At 61.8% G+C, this 14,455-nt stretch carries 13 protein-coding genes; 6 read left to right on the top strand and 7 right to left on the bottom strand.

Features of this window, described 5'->3' with window-relative positions; all coding sequences use genetic code 11:
* Positions 1-16: 16 nt before the first annotated feature.
* Complete coding sequence (locus ACLBW1_RS12695; RefSeq protein ID WP_447812216.1) at positions 17-1,231, bottom strand: glycosyltransferase family 4 protein; 1,215 nt, start codon at positions 1,229-1,231, stop codon at positions 17-19.
* A gap of 1,097 nt (positions 1,232-2,328) precedes the next feature.
* Here ACLBW1_RS12695 and ACLBW1_RS12690 point away from each other — a divergent pair.
* The 3 genes from ACLBW1_RS12690 (at position 2,329) to ACLBW1_RS12680 (ending at position 6,008) form a co-directional block, all read left to right on the top strand.
* Positions 2,329-3,084, top strand: coding sequence for an SGNH/GDSL hydrolase family protein (locus ACLBW1_RS12690; protein ID WP_447812215.1), 756 nt, complete (start codon positions 2,329-2,331; stop codon positions 3,082-3,084).
* A 730-nt stretch (positions 3,085-3,814) separates the two neighbouring features.
* Positions 3,815-4,786 (top strand): GDP-L-fucose synthase family protein, encoded by a 972-nt coding sequence (locus ACLBW1_RS12685; RefSeq protein ID WP_447812214.1) that lies wholly within the window; start codon positions 3,815-3,817, stop codon positions 4,784-4,786.
* A 16-nt stretch (positions 4,787-4,802) separates the two neighbouring features.
* The gene (locus ACLBW1_RS12680; RefSeq protein ID WP_447812213.1) at positions 4,803-6,008 is read left to right on the top strand and encodes a glycosyltransferase family 4 protein; all 1,206 of its coding nucleotides are present in this window, start codon (positions 4,803-4,805) and stop codon (positions 6,006-6,008) included.
* Here the strand turns inward: ACLBW1_RS12680 and ACLBW1_RS12675 are convergent.
* The gene (locus tag ACLBW1_RS12675) at positions 5,974-6,696 is read right to left on the bottom strand and encodes a class I SAM-dependent methyltransferase (protein ID WP_447812212.1); all 723 of its coding nucleotides are present in this window, start codon (positions 6,694-6,696) and stop codon (positions 5,974-5,976) included. The genes ACLBW1_RS12680 and ACLBW1_RS12675 overlap by 35 nt on opposite strands.
* A 157-nt stretch (positions 6,697-6,853) precedes the next feature.
* Here ACLBW1_RS12675 and ACLBW1_RS12670 point away from each other — a divergent pair, with 157 nt between their 5' ends.
* Positions 6,854-7,723, top strand: a complete 870-nt coding sequence (locus tag ACLBW1_RS12670) for a glycosyltransferase family 2 protein (RefSeq protein WP_447812211.1) — start codon at positions 6,854-6,856, stop codon at positions 7,721-7,723.
* Here the strand turns inward: ACLBW1_RS12670 and ACLBW1_RS12665 are convergent.
* The 4 genes from ACLBW1_RS12665 to ACLBW1_RS12650 form a co-directional block, all read right to left on the bottom strand.
* A complete protein-coding gene (locus ACLBW1_RS12665; RefSeq protein WP_447812210.1) occupies positions 7,649-8,449 on the bottom strand; it encodes a WecB/TagA/CpsF family glycosyltransferase in 801 nt (266 codons plus the stop codon). The two genes, ACLBW1_RS12670 and ACLBW1_RS12665, sit on opposite strands and share 75 nt — an antisense overlap.
* Positions 8,446-9,687 carry a hypothetical protein gene (locus ACLBW1_RS12660; protein WP_447812209.1) on the bottom strand — a complete coding sequence of 414 codons (1,242 nt, stop codon included), beginning with the start codon at positions 9,685-9,687 and terminating at the stop codon, positions 8,446-8,448. Before ACLBW1_RS12660 ends, ACLBW1_RS12665 begins: the two co-directional genes overlap by 4 nt.
* Positions 9,688-9,775: 88 nt before the next feature.
* A complete protein-coding gene (locus tag ACLBW1_RS12655) occupies positions 9,776-10,309 on the bottom strand; it encodes a serine O-acetyltransferase (RefSeq protein WP_447812208.1) in 534 nt (177 codons plus the stop codon).
* Positions 10,306-11,118, bottom strand: coding sequence for a glycosyltransferase (locus ACLBW1_RS12650; RefSeq protein ID WP_447812207.1), 813 nt, complete (start codon positions 11,116-11,118; stop codon positions 10,306-10,308). The genes ACLBW1_RS12655 and ACLBW1_RS12650 overlap by 4 nt, the downstream gene beginning before the upstream one ends.
* A 90-nt stretch (positions 11,119-11,208) precedes the next feature.
* Between ACLBW1_RS12650 and ACLBW1_RS12645 the strand changes: the two genes are divergently transcribed.
* Positions 11,209-12,531, top strand: coding sequence for a hypothetical protein (locus ACLBW1_RS12645; protein WP_447812206.1), 1,323 nt, complete (start codon positions 11,209-11,211; stop codon positions 12,529-12,531).
* A gap of 35 nt (positions 12,532-12,566) precedes the next feature.
* Here the strand turns inward: ACLBW1_RS12645 and ACLBW1_RS12640 are convergent, their stop codons facing one another.
* A complete protein-coding gene (locus ACLBW1_RS12640; RefSeq protein WP_447812205.1) occupies positions 12,567-13,085 on the bottom strand; it encodes an acyltransferase in 519 nt (172 codons plus the stop codon).
* A 134-nt stretch (positions 13,086-13,219) separates the two neighbouring features.
* Between ACLBW1_RS12640 and ACLBW1_RS12635 the strand changes: the two genes are divergently transcribed.
* On the top strand, positions 13,220-14,452 hold the full coding sequence (locus tag ACLBW1_RS12635; RefSeq protein WP_447812204.1) for an AAA family ATPase: 1,233 nt from the start codon (positions 13,220-13,222) through the stop codon (positions 14,450-14,452).
* Positions 14,453-14,455 lie beyond the last annotated feature (3 nt).

Here is a 14,455-nt window from a genome sequence, read left to right as displayed (position 1 = left end):
ATTGCTGTCCTCGTGGTCATGCGTGTAGTCCTTCGGCCAACAGAGGCTCGACGGCGGATCGCACTTGCTCTCGATATGTTTCCTGTGAAAAGCGAAAAAGAACGGAGCGATAGGCGGCGTCAGCTAGCCTCGTGCGGAGCGAGACGGATTGGAGCAGCGCTAGGATCATTTGCGCTAAGGAATCTGCGCTTTCTGTGTCAAAAACTAGCCCTGTGTTTTCATGGGAAACGATTTCGGTTAACCCTCCAACGTTACTGACAATTGTCGGTTTGCGACGTGCCATTGCCTCAACCGCCACGGTACCGAAAGGCTCTATTCGAGATGGAACAATCGCGATGATCGCAATGTCCAAAATCTGCCGGACGTCGTGAACAAAACCGGTCCACGTTACGCGGGCCTCGACACCAAGGGCTTTGGCCAGGCTTCTTAGCTCTTCGGCATACCACTCGTAGCCCGGAAAAACATCCCCAACCAAGACCAACTCAATATCCCAGCCTGCGTCCACCACCTTCGACAAAGCGCGGATCGCGATGTCTTGGCCTTTTCGAGGGCTTACTCGACCCACTAGCGCGATTTTTGCGTCTTGGCCATCGCCTATTGGTGTTGCTTTGCTTTGCTCCGGCAGCGTCTCCCATCTTTTCCCGTTGTAAATCACTCTTACTTCTTTTCTTCCGAACACGAGAGATTTTTGAATGAATCTTCTTGTATCGTTGCTGTTGGCCACTACACTTGAAGCGAGATACGCTGGTGCTACTAGCGCATGGCGCACCCACGTGGGTTGCTCGTGTTCCGATTCCCGAACATGTAGCAGCGTCGGATAACGGGCCAAAGTTGCCGCGATTAGCCAGGCGCTCTGCGTCATTGTGTTCACATAGACGAATCGTGGGCGGACGCTTTTCATGTAGCGATAAGCGCGAACAATTCCTCCCAAATTCTGAATCGCGTACTTGAAGACCCCCTTAGGATTCATGATCGACTTGCGAAGGATTGGAACTGGCAGAATTCTGACCTGGATTCCGTGATTTTCGCAATGCTTGACCAGTGGACCTGAACAGGGAAGCACGATTGTGACGTCTAGGCCCATGCGGGTGAGGGCCACAGCGCTCTCTAGCGCCATTCGATCGCTACCGTACATGTCCGCCGACGAATGGACCAAGATCGCTTTGGCAAGCGCCGGCGAGTCGGTAGTATTGCCGCCCAAATCTTTAGAGCAATTTTGCTTCCGGTTCAACTCGGTTCGATTCCTTCATTCGATTCCTGGGTAGTCCGAGAGACAGGTACCCGTCCCTCGCTGCGCAGAAATAGCGGCTATGCCACCCATGTTTCCACCATCGTCAGTTTGCATTAGCCGACTCTTCCCGGCGCGAACCGGAACCACTACGATTGTGCGGTCACCAAATAGTCAAAGCTTACGTCCGATCGATTTATGAACGCCTCCCTCTGTCCGCTACGACAATCCTAAGGTTCACCGAGGTGAGATTAAAGATGCTTCAGTGCAGCGTTGGGGTTTCTCGCTCTGCTGTCGAATAGCCTAGACGAGGTCCCCGTGGTGCGCGACCCAACAGAGCGGGAGCTGCACTAGTTGTGCCAGCCGCAGACTTGCCCTCCGTCATCGCCACAACGCGCGCCATGACGTTCGAAATCGCCGCGAAGGCGATCCGTCGCTAGGACCCCCACCGTCGTCCTGCCATCTTTGAGTCGAGTTGGTGCTGCAGGTGACCCTAGTGTCGATGTGTTGGTGCCTGTCCAGCCCTCCGAAGACAGTTCCGTCATGCAGTCGGTAGATCCGACTTAAGCAAGTTGCCAGGTGAGGGCTACGTATGACGTCGGAGACTTATGTGCCCTTCTCCGTCTAATTCGTTGATGTTCACTTGCAGAGTTCCGTTCGAATATCGAGTGAACGATCGACAGCAGATGGGCTGCTTTGCTGCGTGTGTGTTGCAAGATTGACCAGACTCAACATGTGTTGCAAGCGGTTTTGGCGTTGATCGGGAGCCATGCTGGTCTAGTCGCTGGGCTTAACCTCCTGCTTTGACGCGAATCGGCAGCCGCTCTGCGAGCGGCCTGTGATCACGGTTTCTCGCTGACTCCGGTTGGGTCGGCCGTGCTCGTTGGGTCGACCACCCGACGAAAGCCGGATAGTGCCGCGTTCTTACAGGCTTGACGCCCTTTCCATTAAGGTACTAGCAACTGGGCCAACTCAAGAGGGTGTGTGACCAAACGGGTCGTAGCCCGATTGCACGACATCGCCCACACTGGACGTGCGCCGCGGAACTGATTTCGGGTTGAATGTGACCTATGGCTATCCGGCGTCTTTCGATATTTGCGGTGCTGATTCTGGTCGCCGTACTGGCGGCAGGCACCGTGCTGGCCGGCCGTTCACAACGCGACGCGTCACCGAGGGTGGACGTCTCGGCGCAGCTAGATGCGGCTAACCAGACCGACCTTCGCTTCTACAGCGACGCACCGTCATCCGTCCAATTTCGCAAGCCCGCTGGACGCGCTGCGTCCCTGCTGTTCGTCGGTGGTTCTTTGACGGGCGGATACTTCGCGACGCGCTCCGCGCTCGGTTTCGCGAAGCTGGTATCGAACGCTATCAATTCCGTTCCTCAGCAGACGGCGGAGCGCGCCAATGAGACCCTGTCGACAGTCAGCGCCACCACGATGCCCGCTGGTCTGGACCTCGCGGTCGTCGAACTGGGGACGAACGATTGGGACGCAACGCCACTCAACAGGTTCCGAACCCAATACGACTTGCTGGTTAAGCGCATCCGGATGGCGTCGCCCAAAACCGCTCTCGTCTGTCTCGGAGTGTGGCGGGACAACACGAACGGCTACGACGCCCAGATCGAGCAGTCATGTCTGGCGGCGGACGGCATCTTCGTCCCGCTCGCCCGGCTTTACCGCGATCAGAAGAACCGCGGACCCGCTGGCGTCCGGGTCGAGCGCGGCACCAGCGACGACTTCCGCCCCAACGACCGCGGCCACGCCGTCATCGCGAACGCGGTCCTGGGCGCGATCGATCAGAAGCCAGTCGCGGTCCCCGTGACGTCACCCGCGGCACCGGTTCCGCCGTCGTCCTAACATCGACCTCAGCCTGATTCAGATCGGCGCCGTGCCTGATCGCGTCAGCGAACCTGCGAGGCCGCTGACCGGCACGCTGATCGGACCGATCTCAGGACCGGGCCGGTACGTCGCCTCCGTCGAGGACGAATAGAGGCAGAGGACAAGCTGATCGACACGAAGCGTTGGGGGAATCAGACTGCCAAACCAGAGTGGATAAGGGCTCATCGCGCGAGTTGATCGTGAGTAATGCGATCATCGCCCGAGCCGGAACCAGTCGCGGCGGTCGACAGCGCGGCGCCGTCGAGTTCGTGACCAGAGAAGCTGCTTGCCGCCGGCTAACCGCTGACGCCGCTCACGTCTTGCGGGCGCGCCATTCTTATCCTGGCGGGATCCGCAACCTTAGCCTCGGTGGTCAAATTCTGGGCGTCGCCATCAACGCGGGATGGGTATTGGCCGCGTGCGCAGAGAGATCAACCGAAGCGGTGTCAGCTGCGGGCCTTCCGCGTGCGCACGTTGGATGCGTCGGCGTTAAGGGCGCGTCAACTCCATTCCGCCTCGATCTCTGCGTCGCGCGAAGTTGCTCCTTGTTTTTGAGGCAGAACGATAGTGAGGTTCAGAATAGAGACGTCCGTTCCCACGATTTTCGTAGACTGACCGACGCTTTCCCGCATAGGCTGGCAAACTTCGTAATACACTTTCCGCAATGTTTCCGTGAGTCGCACGGATCAGGTGCATCGAAAGCCGAGCCATGGACTCCGCACTGTTTGCAGAACGAACTATTCGCCGCGACGCAAAGGTCTACGTCGCCGGCCACCGAGGACTCGTCGGGTCTGCCGTCTGGCGAAAGCTCACCCAAGCCGGCTTCACAGACGTCATCGGTCGAACGCATGCCGAGCTCGAGCTCACCGACAGGGCGGCAGTGTTCGCCTTCTTCGCCACCGAGAAGCCCGACGTGGTCGTGCTCGCCGCGGCGAAGGTCGGCGGCATCATGGCCAACAGCACGTTCCCCGTCGACTTCATCAGCCAGAATCTGCAGGTGCAGGTGAACGTCCTCGACGCCGCTCTCGAATACGGGGTCGAACGGCTCCTGTTTCTCGGCTCCACCTGCATCTACCCGAAGTATGCCGAACAGCCGATCCGCGAGGATGCTCTACTCACCGGGCTGCTCGAGCCCACCAACGATGCTTACGCGATCGCCAAGATCGCCGGCATCCTCCAAGTACAGGCCGTGCGTCGCCAGTACGGACGTCCGTGGATCTCGGCCATGCCCACCAACCTTTACGGCCCGGGTGACAACTTCTCGACCACCACCTCCCACGTACTCCCCGCACTCATCCGCCGATACGAGGAAGCACGGCTGTCCAACGCCAAGAAGGTCGTCAACTGGGGCACCGGCACCCCCATGCGCGAGTTCCTCCACGTCGACGACATGGCCGCCGCCTGCCTGCATCTCCTCGACACCTACGACGGACCGCAGCAGGTGAACGTGGGAAGCGGGAAAGACCTCCCCATCAAAGACATCGCCACCATGGTCGCCGAGGCGGTCGGCTACGTGGGCGCCACCGAATGGGACACCAGCAAGCCCGATGGCACACCGCGGAAGCTGATCGACGTCAGCACTCTCCTCGGCAGCGGTTGGGAGCCGACGATCGAATTGCGCGAGGGACTGCGGTCGACCGTCGACTGGTTCCGCGAAAACGAGAACGCACTGCGCACGTGACACCTTCAATGGTCCCGTGAGGGTCGCCGTCGTTCATTCCTTCTACGGAAGCGGCGTCCCGAGTGGAGAGAATGCCGCGGTTCGACTGCAGGTTGCAGCCCTCCGGCGTGCCGGCCACGAGGTGCACCTTCTCTCGCGACACACCGACCACGAGCTCGAACGGCATCCCAGGACCTACGCCGCAAGAGCGGCTGCCAACACACTCTCGGTGAGGGGTGTCAGCGTCTCGCCCGACCTCGCCGAGATCAACCCGGACATCGTCCATGTCCACAACCTGCATCCCAATTTCGGCGACACCTGGATCGACAACTACTCCAGTCGAGTAGTGAGCACGTTGCACAACTACAGAAACCTCTGTGCCAGTGGAACCCTGTGGCGGAACGGGCATGACTGCTTTCAGTGCCCAGAATCCACTTCGCTCCATGCGGTGCGTCACCGTTGCTATCACGATTCTCGTATCGCCACCCTTCCACTGGCCATCGCGTCTCGCGCTCAGGGGAGGCACTCGCGTGCTGTCGCCAAATCTGCGCACAGCATCGTATTGAACACCCAAGCGCTCTCAACATTCCGCAAATACTTTCCCGGGAAGTCGTTCAGCGTGATACCGAACTTCGTTGCACCAACACAGTTCGGGGTGAGCACACCGAGCTTGGTGCCCGAACCGCAGGCCTGGCTGTTCGCCGGGCGCCTCACCCCGGAGAAGGGGATCACCTGGTTGCTGGACAATCTGCCATCTAGAACACTTTTGTTCGTGGCGGGCGACGGGCCCGATCGACCTGTGGTCGAGGACCACGCTCGGCGCCCGGGGAGTCTCGTCACCTACCTGGGCAAGCTTTCTCGCGCAGAACTCGACGGTTACATGAGATCCAGCACGGGAGTCATCATCCCTAGCCTTTGGGCAGAGGGCCTGCCGACGGTCGCCCTCGAAGCCCAAGCGTGTGGCACGCCCGTCCTGGTCTCGGACAAATGCGCAAGTGCAGACGAACTGACCCACGCCGGTGGAGGTGTGCAGTTCGACCCCGCGAAGGGTTCTTACGGACTTTCGGTGTCGATGGCCCAGATCACCCGCGACCGGGAAAAGTTCGGTCGCTGCGCCCGCGTAACCTTCGAGGACAGCTTCAGCGAGAAGGTCTGGTTGAAGCAGATCAACGCTCTCTACTCAGAGATTCAGCAGCGCAACGAAAGAGCTACCTCCGCCGATCGCGTCGATGACGCGCCGTGATCGCGAACGTGTTGTGCGGGAACCTGGTCTCACCGATTCGCTGCATCACCGTCGACTGCGTAGAAAAGTACGTGGTCAACTCGATGGTCTCGAACAGAGGCTCGGCCAAGCGCACGATTGCCTGCTCATCGACACCCTGGCGGACAACGTGATACTCGACGAGGTCTGCGATCTCAGTGTCGTCATAGGTTCCGCGAAGGCGCCGCAATCGAGTTCTCAGCCCCTGTCGCAGGTTCCCCTGGGCGAGTCTCCAGACGAAATACGATCCGACGGCCAGTGCGCGTGCACTTTTTCGCTGGCGTGGGTACCAGAGCGGGTCCTGGAAAGTAAGGAGATCGCCGTCGGCAGCCACCACGTCCCGCATCAACGCCGCGAGCACATCCTCGTAATCAGGAATGTGGTGGATCACCGAAATCAGCAGAATCACATCAAATGTGGTGCCCGTCTGGAAAACACCCCGCCCATCGGAGTCATGGATCACCGTTACCCGATCGTCGTCACGGTAGCGGTCCGCAAGGTGCTTGTAGCTGGGTGCAGACATCTCGGTCACGGTGACCTCGGCGCCTGCGTTAAGACTCGTTTCGGTAAAAGTTCCGTGACCGGCCCCGATCTCGAGAACGCGACACGAACCTGCTCGAGCGACACGTTCAGTTATCACGTCCGTGATCTGACTCGAGATGGTCTGCATCAGTGAACCGTGCCGAAGGTGTGGACTCCCTACAACGTAGTCGTGTCCTTCACCGTGAAAACTGTCCTGCGACTTCTCCACGGATTGATTCGCGTCTGACGACATCACCACGACCTCCTCTAGCGACGCCCCCGCAGAAGGGAAATGCTAGCACTCGATGATTCCTCGCACCCCACTCATCTCGATCATCACACCGGCCTACAACGCCGCGCGTGTGATCTCCGAATGCCTCGAATCAAGCGTCGGACAAACACATTCCGACTGGGAGCACATCGTCGTCGACGACGGGTCGACGGATGGCACCGAACGTCTGGTCGCCGACTACCTGTCCGATCCTCGATTCATCTACCGTCGCCTGCCGACGAACCGCGGGCCGGGCGCCGCAGCCAATGCGGCGTTGGAGATGGCACGCGGAAAGTATCTCGCCGTTCTCGACGCGGACGACGTGGCATTGCCGGGTCGGCTCGAGCGTCAGGCTGCGGTACTCGAGATCTCCGCAGACACAGCTGGGGTGGGCTCGCATCTACTCGAATTCGGATCGTGGGGCGGTCCCCAGCTGTCGCGATGGCCGACGGATTCCGAGACGATCCGCCGCCGCCAGCAAAGACTCCTGATGCCGATCGCACATCCTTCAGCAATGCTGCGAACGGAAGTCGTGCGGGGAGTCGGCGGATACGACAGCGGGTGCCTTCGCTGCCAAGATCTCGCGTTGTTCATCAAGCTTGCCGATCGCCACTTCGCATGCCTTGACGAGGCTCTCGTGATGTACCGAACAACGCGGCCCGTGCAGTTCTCCTACGTCTTGAAGGAACTGCAGTATGCGACGTTGGCCCGCTCGAGGAATACAGTCGGGTCCGCTCGCTCCACGCCTGCGCCGCTCACCGCCCGCACCAAGCTGATGACCACCGTGAGCGCAATGGTCGCCTGGGTGGCCCGCAGGCGCCATGAAGCGTCATCTCGATCGGCGCCTACCCAGCTCTCGACACGCATTCACCAAAGCCTCGCGCGCGACGAGAGTGACGAATAAGGGAATGCCGATGAGGTAACGCCGCCACAACCGGCGGGGTTCAGTAGCCAATCGAAACGCCCATTCGAGTCCGAGATGGGTGAGTACCGGCGGCGCCTCCCGTACCGTCCCCGCCACGAAGTCGAATGCCGCACCGACGGCGAGGCACATCACTCCGGTCTCAGCACTGATCCGAGCCGCCGCGAAGTCCTGTTTAGGGGTTCCGAGCGCGATCCACACCAGATCTGGTTGTGCACGGAGGATTTCGGCCACGCAGCGCTGTACGAACTGATCGGTGACGTCGCCGAAGGGCGGCGAGAACGCACCAGAAATCTCGACGCCGGGCAGACGGCGTTCGATTTGCTCGCACAGCGCCGCCAACGTCGTCGGCGTCGTACCCAACAGGAAATGCGACAAACCTGCTTGCCGACCTGCGTCCAGGACATCGAAGAACATCGAAGGGCCACGTATCTGGTCTCCGGCCACAGCCGCACCGTGCGCACGCATGCACCACCAAACAGGCCGTCCGTCCGGGTACGTCACGCCCGAGGAATTGAGCAGCTCGCGATAACCGGGGATCCTCGACGCCGCCACCACCGTGTATGCGTTCGCGAAGCGAACAGCAACGGCAGTCCTCGCCTGCGCCGCCGCCACGACGTCCGCGACCGCTCGGGCGCGGGTCGAAACCGTGAATTCAACACCGCCGACGGCGATCCGGCGCGGGGGCTGCACACCCGGTGAGATCATCGTGCGTCCCGCCTGTTGGCAAGATGGCGGCGCGCGAGTAGGTATGTCGGCACCAGCTGCACGACACCGACCACCACACCCGCCACCGCAAAGGCACCCGCAGCGCCATAGGAACCGGCAAACCACACTGTTCCGCCGACAGTCAGAGCGCCGGCCATGGTGACAAGCACGGCCTGTGCTGCGAGTCCGCGAGAGTCGGTGAGAACCATTGCCGATGGTTGATGCGCAAACAGCGCGATCAGGTAGACGCACGCCGCCACGAGCGTCGTCCCCGGAAGGCTGATCGCACCGCCGAGCAGCCAGCGTCCGATGACGGTGACGGTGCACACCAGGGTGGCCGCGCCGGCGACTCCGAGCAGCGCGAACACAGCGATGTGGCGCCGAAGTGTCCTTCCTGTCAGCGACGAGTCTGCGGCGCGATACTCCGGCCACATCGCCTGCCCTGCGACGGTTGCGATCGAGTACACCGGGATCAGGTATTGAGCGACCACCGCGTACTGACTCAACTCCGCGGCCGAGGAGTTGTGGGACAACACGACTCGCTGCGACTGAAACGCAAGAGCCAACCCTACTGAGATGACCAGGTACGACAGCGATGACGAGAGCACTCCCCTACCCAACCGTTGCCTGCCTGCCCTGGTAGCGGCCCTCAACAACCGGACGCCCAGGTCGGCGCGGGCGCGACGATCGGTCCACCACGCCACCGCGAAGGCGCCGATCGCAGGTGCCACCGCCAGGAGCGCAGGGCCGTCGAGTGTGAAGACAAGCGGCAAGAAGATGACAAGTTGCACGATCGGCCCGAATACCGAGTACTTCACGACATCACTCATACGACCGTCACCCTGCAAGATCCTGGGGCCGACCCCGAAGGGGATCGAGAGGCCGATCACGGCGACGACGAGTGACGCCGCGATCTGCCCAGATCTCCCATCGACCACCCCGCCCAGAATCGCCGGCCACTGCCCGCTCACGCACAACCCAGCCGCAATCAACACGATCGCGGTCGCGATCAGCCAGAGGATCCGCCGAATCGAATCGTGCACGGCGACGAAGGCAGCACGATCGATCGCACCGGATCGGAAGTCTGTTGTCGCGTTGATCAGGACAGCCCCCAGCCCGAGGTCAGCAAACGACACCGCGAGGATCAGCGTCGCAAGCAACGAATAGAGCCCGTAGGAGTCGGCGCCGAAACGGGTGACGATCAGCCACAGCGCGACCGTCGCCACTGCGGCGTTCACCGCGAGACTGATCACACGGAAGCCGCTAGATTTGGCCGCACTCGAGACGAGTCGAGTGGGGGCGCCGGCAGCCACGGGCGGTAGCTCGTTACCCGTCGTCATCGTGATTCCGGAGAGCGATCTCGCGGGCGGGGTTCCCCGCGACGGTTGCGCCGGGTGCGACATCGTGAACCACGACGGCACCCGCCGCGACTGTGGCTCCCTCTCCGAGCACTATGCCGCCCAGGATGATTGCGCCGGCACCGATGGAAACACCGTCACCGATACGCGGAGACGGACCGCCCGGACGCTGATGCCCGATCGTCACCGCGTTGCGTAACGTGACACCGCTCCCGATCACCGCATCATTGTTGATCACGATTCCGAAGCCGTGATAGATCGCCAGCCCGGGACCTATGGTCACCTTCGGCCGGATCTCCATTCCCAGAATGAACTCGGTCAGGAGTCGGTGGCAGGCGATGGGAGCCCATGAGACCGGGCGCGGCGACTCGCGGTCTCCCATCAACCATTGGCATAAGCGGAGGCTCATCAGTACGAGTTTCGCCCGCGGGTCACGTCGATTGGCCGCGAAGTCCGACCTGAGGCAGACCACAGTGTCGCGCAGTGTCAGACGCGCCGTCACGAGGCGCCGGTTCGCGTCACGAGACGGGACACGCGGTTGGCTGCTGTGGACGTCGCAATCATGACCTCGGTGATTGCTCTATCCCGTATCAGCGACCCCTCGACGCGGTTCGTAGAAATCCGCGCTGCACGCATCGCCAGGTAATGATCTCGGATCGACATGGATGTGCCTGCACCTGTGGTGTCAAAATTGCAGATGAATTCGGGCACGAGCAAGGGGGGCGTCACGGTTGCACACCGGAGAAGGTGCAACTGGTCGGCAGCCAAACCGAAATCGACATCGTATTCGCCGACTCGACGATTCAGGTCCACCGAAAAGAAGCACGCCTGGTGCGGGAGAGATTTTCCACCCAACGCGAATCGGCGAAGGCTGAACGGGGCATAACCGAAGACCCCGACGACATCGCCGGCTCCGTCGACCTTCCGGGCGAATCCGTAGCCCCAACCTCGAAAGCTGTCGCCGGTCGCAGCCAGCACCCACTCGACCGCTTGAGGCGAGCCGAATGTGTCACCAGCGTGGAGCAACCACAGCAAGTTTGCTCCAGCCATTGCTATGCCCTTGTTCATGGCGTCATACCGGCCGCCGTCGGGCTCAGAAACCCAGCGGAAGGCCCCGCCATGCTGAGTCCGCTGCGCACGATCGAGGAGCTCGGTCGTAACTGGCCCGGATGCCGCGTCGATCACCACATGATCGATCACATCGACGGCTGTCTGATCCCGGACACTCGCAATGGTCTTGGCAAGTCCGATGGGATCTTCGCGCACTATGGTGACCACGGAGATTCGCACCAAAGGCAACCCGTCGGGCACGCCGACTCCTCTCCGTCACGACGCTCAACGCGATGATCAAGCGTGTCACATCGACGCCGTCGGCGCGTGAAATGTGAAACCCTTTCCGTCATGGATTCGACCGCCACCGCAACGCCTGCCGAGATGGCGCGGGCAAGAAAATTGCGGTCGCGAATCGAGCGCACCGGCCTTGATGCTGCCCGCGTCTCTCGAGGATGGGTCCCGCTCCCCGTTGTTGCCCGAATCATCGCTCTCGGACTGCCTGTCACCGTCCCGGGACTGTTCACCCTCACTGCGGGCCCGCTGCTGGCCGGCCTACTGTGGCCGGTACTCATCTCGCGCGGTCGTCCCAGGCCCAAGCTTCTCGCCCCTGTCGGAATCGCGGTCTACGGGTGCGTGGCTTCGGGCGGCGTTCTCGCGTTGATTTCGGGAGCGCCCGCGTCATTCCGCCGAGTCGATCAGTGGAATGCGTTGGGTCAAGCGATCGTTCTGGTCAGTTTCGGCCTGATCGTCGTCGCAACATATTGGTGTGTCGAAACCACTGGAGTGCGGTGGACGCTCACGATGTTCGCACTGGGTTTTGCCGTCAACGTCGGTCGAGTCCGCGTAGGCCAGGTGGAGAACCTCTGGAAGTACGGGCTCGGATTAGCGGTGGTCGTCGCCGTTCTTGCCGTCATTCCGCGAGCGCAAGTAGGTCTCCAGGTGATCGCCTGCCTTGCCCTGGCCGCGATCTCGGCATTCAACGACACGAGAAACATCACCGGAGTTCTCGTGCTCGCCGCCGCAGCCACAGCAGTGAGTCCCCTCATGCGGGACTGGCGAGCGACCGCCACGAAGTCCATCGTCAGCGTCGTGGGTTTCACGGTCGTTGCGTACGGCGCGTTCACATCGATCTCCTGGGCAATTGCAACGGGGTGGTTCGGTGAAGCGATTGCAACCCGCCAGGAGATTCAACAACGAGCCTTCGGCGCCCTGGGTGGGCGCACGGAGTACGGCGCTTTTTTCTCGATGTTCTTGCACCAACCCATGGGCTACGGGCTCGGGGTCTTTCCGTCGATGAAGGACATCGAGATCGGTAAGTCGGGTCTCGATCAGTACGCGAACGGTGCAGGCGGCGCATACGTCGATGATTACCTCTTCGGGGGCAACATCGAACTTCACTCGATAGCTGCAGACCTCTGGGTTCAGTGCGGCCTCTTCGGTCTCGCTGTCGCCGTGGTCGCCGGACTCGTCATCGTTGCGGCACTGGCTGATTTCGCGATCCTTCGAGCCGATGTGGGACCCGCCGTGGTGGTCTATGTGGCCGGGCAGGCGCTGTGGGATCTGGCGTTCTCGCCGCTCATAGCCAACTATTCGTCCTTCGCGCTGGCCGTTGCTCTCGCTCTTTTTCTGCGGCGACGGCGCGCCCCGTTGGGTCCGTCGACCGTCACGTGACGAACAATAAACGCGTAGGGGTGATTTCAGAGGCTCTAGACGATCGACCGCTTGGCGACCGCGGGCACCCCTGCGTAGAGAGTGTTGGGCTCACAGTCGGACGTGACGACGCTGCCCGCGGCGATGACAACCCCCGCGCCGATACGAACACCGGGCATGATGATCGCCCGTGCTCCAATCCACGTCCCCTTCTCGATCACGGTGGTGTGACGGGTTGGATCGGCGAATCCCACACGGCTGTCGGAACCGGCGATCGCGTGGTCGTACGTCACGACCATCACTTCGTAGCTCAATCCCACATTCTCCTCCAGGATCACCTCGCCGCCGAGATCGAAGAAGCACCGGTGGTTGATGTAGCAGTTCGGGCCAGTGGTCAGCCCGGTGCGCGCCCCGAGGAAGACGCCGGTGTTGATCGTGGTGGTCGGATGAATCCGGTGGCCGAGAAGGTTGTACAGACGGGGGCGAAGGCGAACCGGGATCATGTGGCTGCCGATGAACGAATTGGCGAACACCGCGAGGACCGAGTCGACGACGAAGCGAACGAACTTTCTCATCGGCCGATTATGTGGCATCGCGCGAGCGCGAACGTGTGTTCTCCGCGGGAACAGAAGCCGCTGCGGTGAGGCGGTCCCGAAAAAAGTCGTCGAATCGCCTTCCGCGACGGGCCGGCCTCTTCATAACCGGGGCGGTGATCTTCGGTGTTGGGGGTGCCGCGATCGCGGTAGCCGAGCAACCCGACTACACCGCGGACTCGCTGACCTATGTCGCCGTGGCCCCAGCCCAGGCGGGCGACACCTTCGGTGACTATGTGGGGCTGCTCGATTCTCAACAGCGGGCGGTCACGTTTGCCCGACTGATCACCTCCGGGATGGTCGCAGGCATCGTGCACGAAGCGATCGGTGGCGAACGGAGCACCGACGAGATCAGAGGATCCCTCGGCGCCGACGCACGCGCGGGCACCTTGCTCATCACTGTGATGGCGAATGACCGCTCACCCGTGATGGCTGCTCGCCTCGCCAATGAAGGCGCAAGAGCCCTTATCTCGGTGGTGGCTCGGCTCAGCGGTGCATCGAACGGCCCTGACGATTCGGGACGACTGCGGCTGGTGCAACAAGCGCAGGTGCCGCCAACCCGAGCCGGTCCTCCACTTTCGCTATGGGTCGCCGTCAGCGCATTGATCGGCGGCGGCATCACGGCCGTCATCGATCACCTCGCCCGTCGCGGAAACCGGCGGATCGAGTCGACCGCAGACGTCGAGGCGATCACGGATGGTCTGGTGGTCGACATCGCTTCCCGAGGCCGCGGCGATCTGAGGTCGGTCGCGGGTTTCGCCGGCGACGACTCGTCGCAGGCAGAGGCGTTTCGTCGGCTGCGATTGGCCGTGTCCTTCCAGGAGGGTTCTGGCGCGAGATCGGTGGTCGCCGTCGCCGGGTCACAAGGCGACGAAGGAGTATCGACCGCCGCGATCTTTCTCGCTGCGGCCTTCGCCGACGCCGGATTCCGAGCTCTGTTGATCGATGCAGATGTACGAGCGAAGGAGGCCGACAGCGCCGAATGGGACGTGGGACTGACTGATTGGTTCGGGACAACTACGCCCATCGAAGATTACGTACAGGCGACCGCGGTGTCGCGCCTGTACGTCTTGGCGTCCGGGCGCCCCGCGTCCGCGGCCTCCGCCCTTTTGTCGTCTGCGGAAGTCAAACTGTCGCTGACCCACCTGCGTGATCTGTTCGACGTCATCGTCGTCGACTGCCCACCATTGTCAGGCTTCGCCGCTTCGCGGGGTCTCATCGATTCCGCAGACTGCTTCGTGCTCGTGGCGCGAGCAGGGCGGACCAAGAGGGCTGCATTCGCCGAGGCGTACGCAACGCTGCGTGCGGCCGGTCGATCAGTTCCCGGCGTCGTGCTCGGTGAGTTCTGACCA

The sequence above is a fragment of the Williamsia sp. M5A3_1d genome, assembly GCF_053345315.1.
This window is presented reverse-complemented; position numbering and strand designations above follow the sequence as displayed.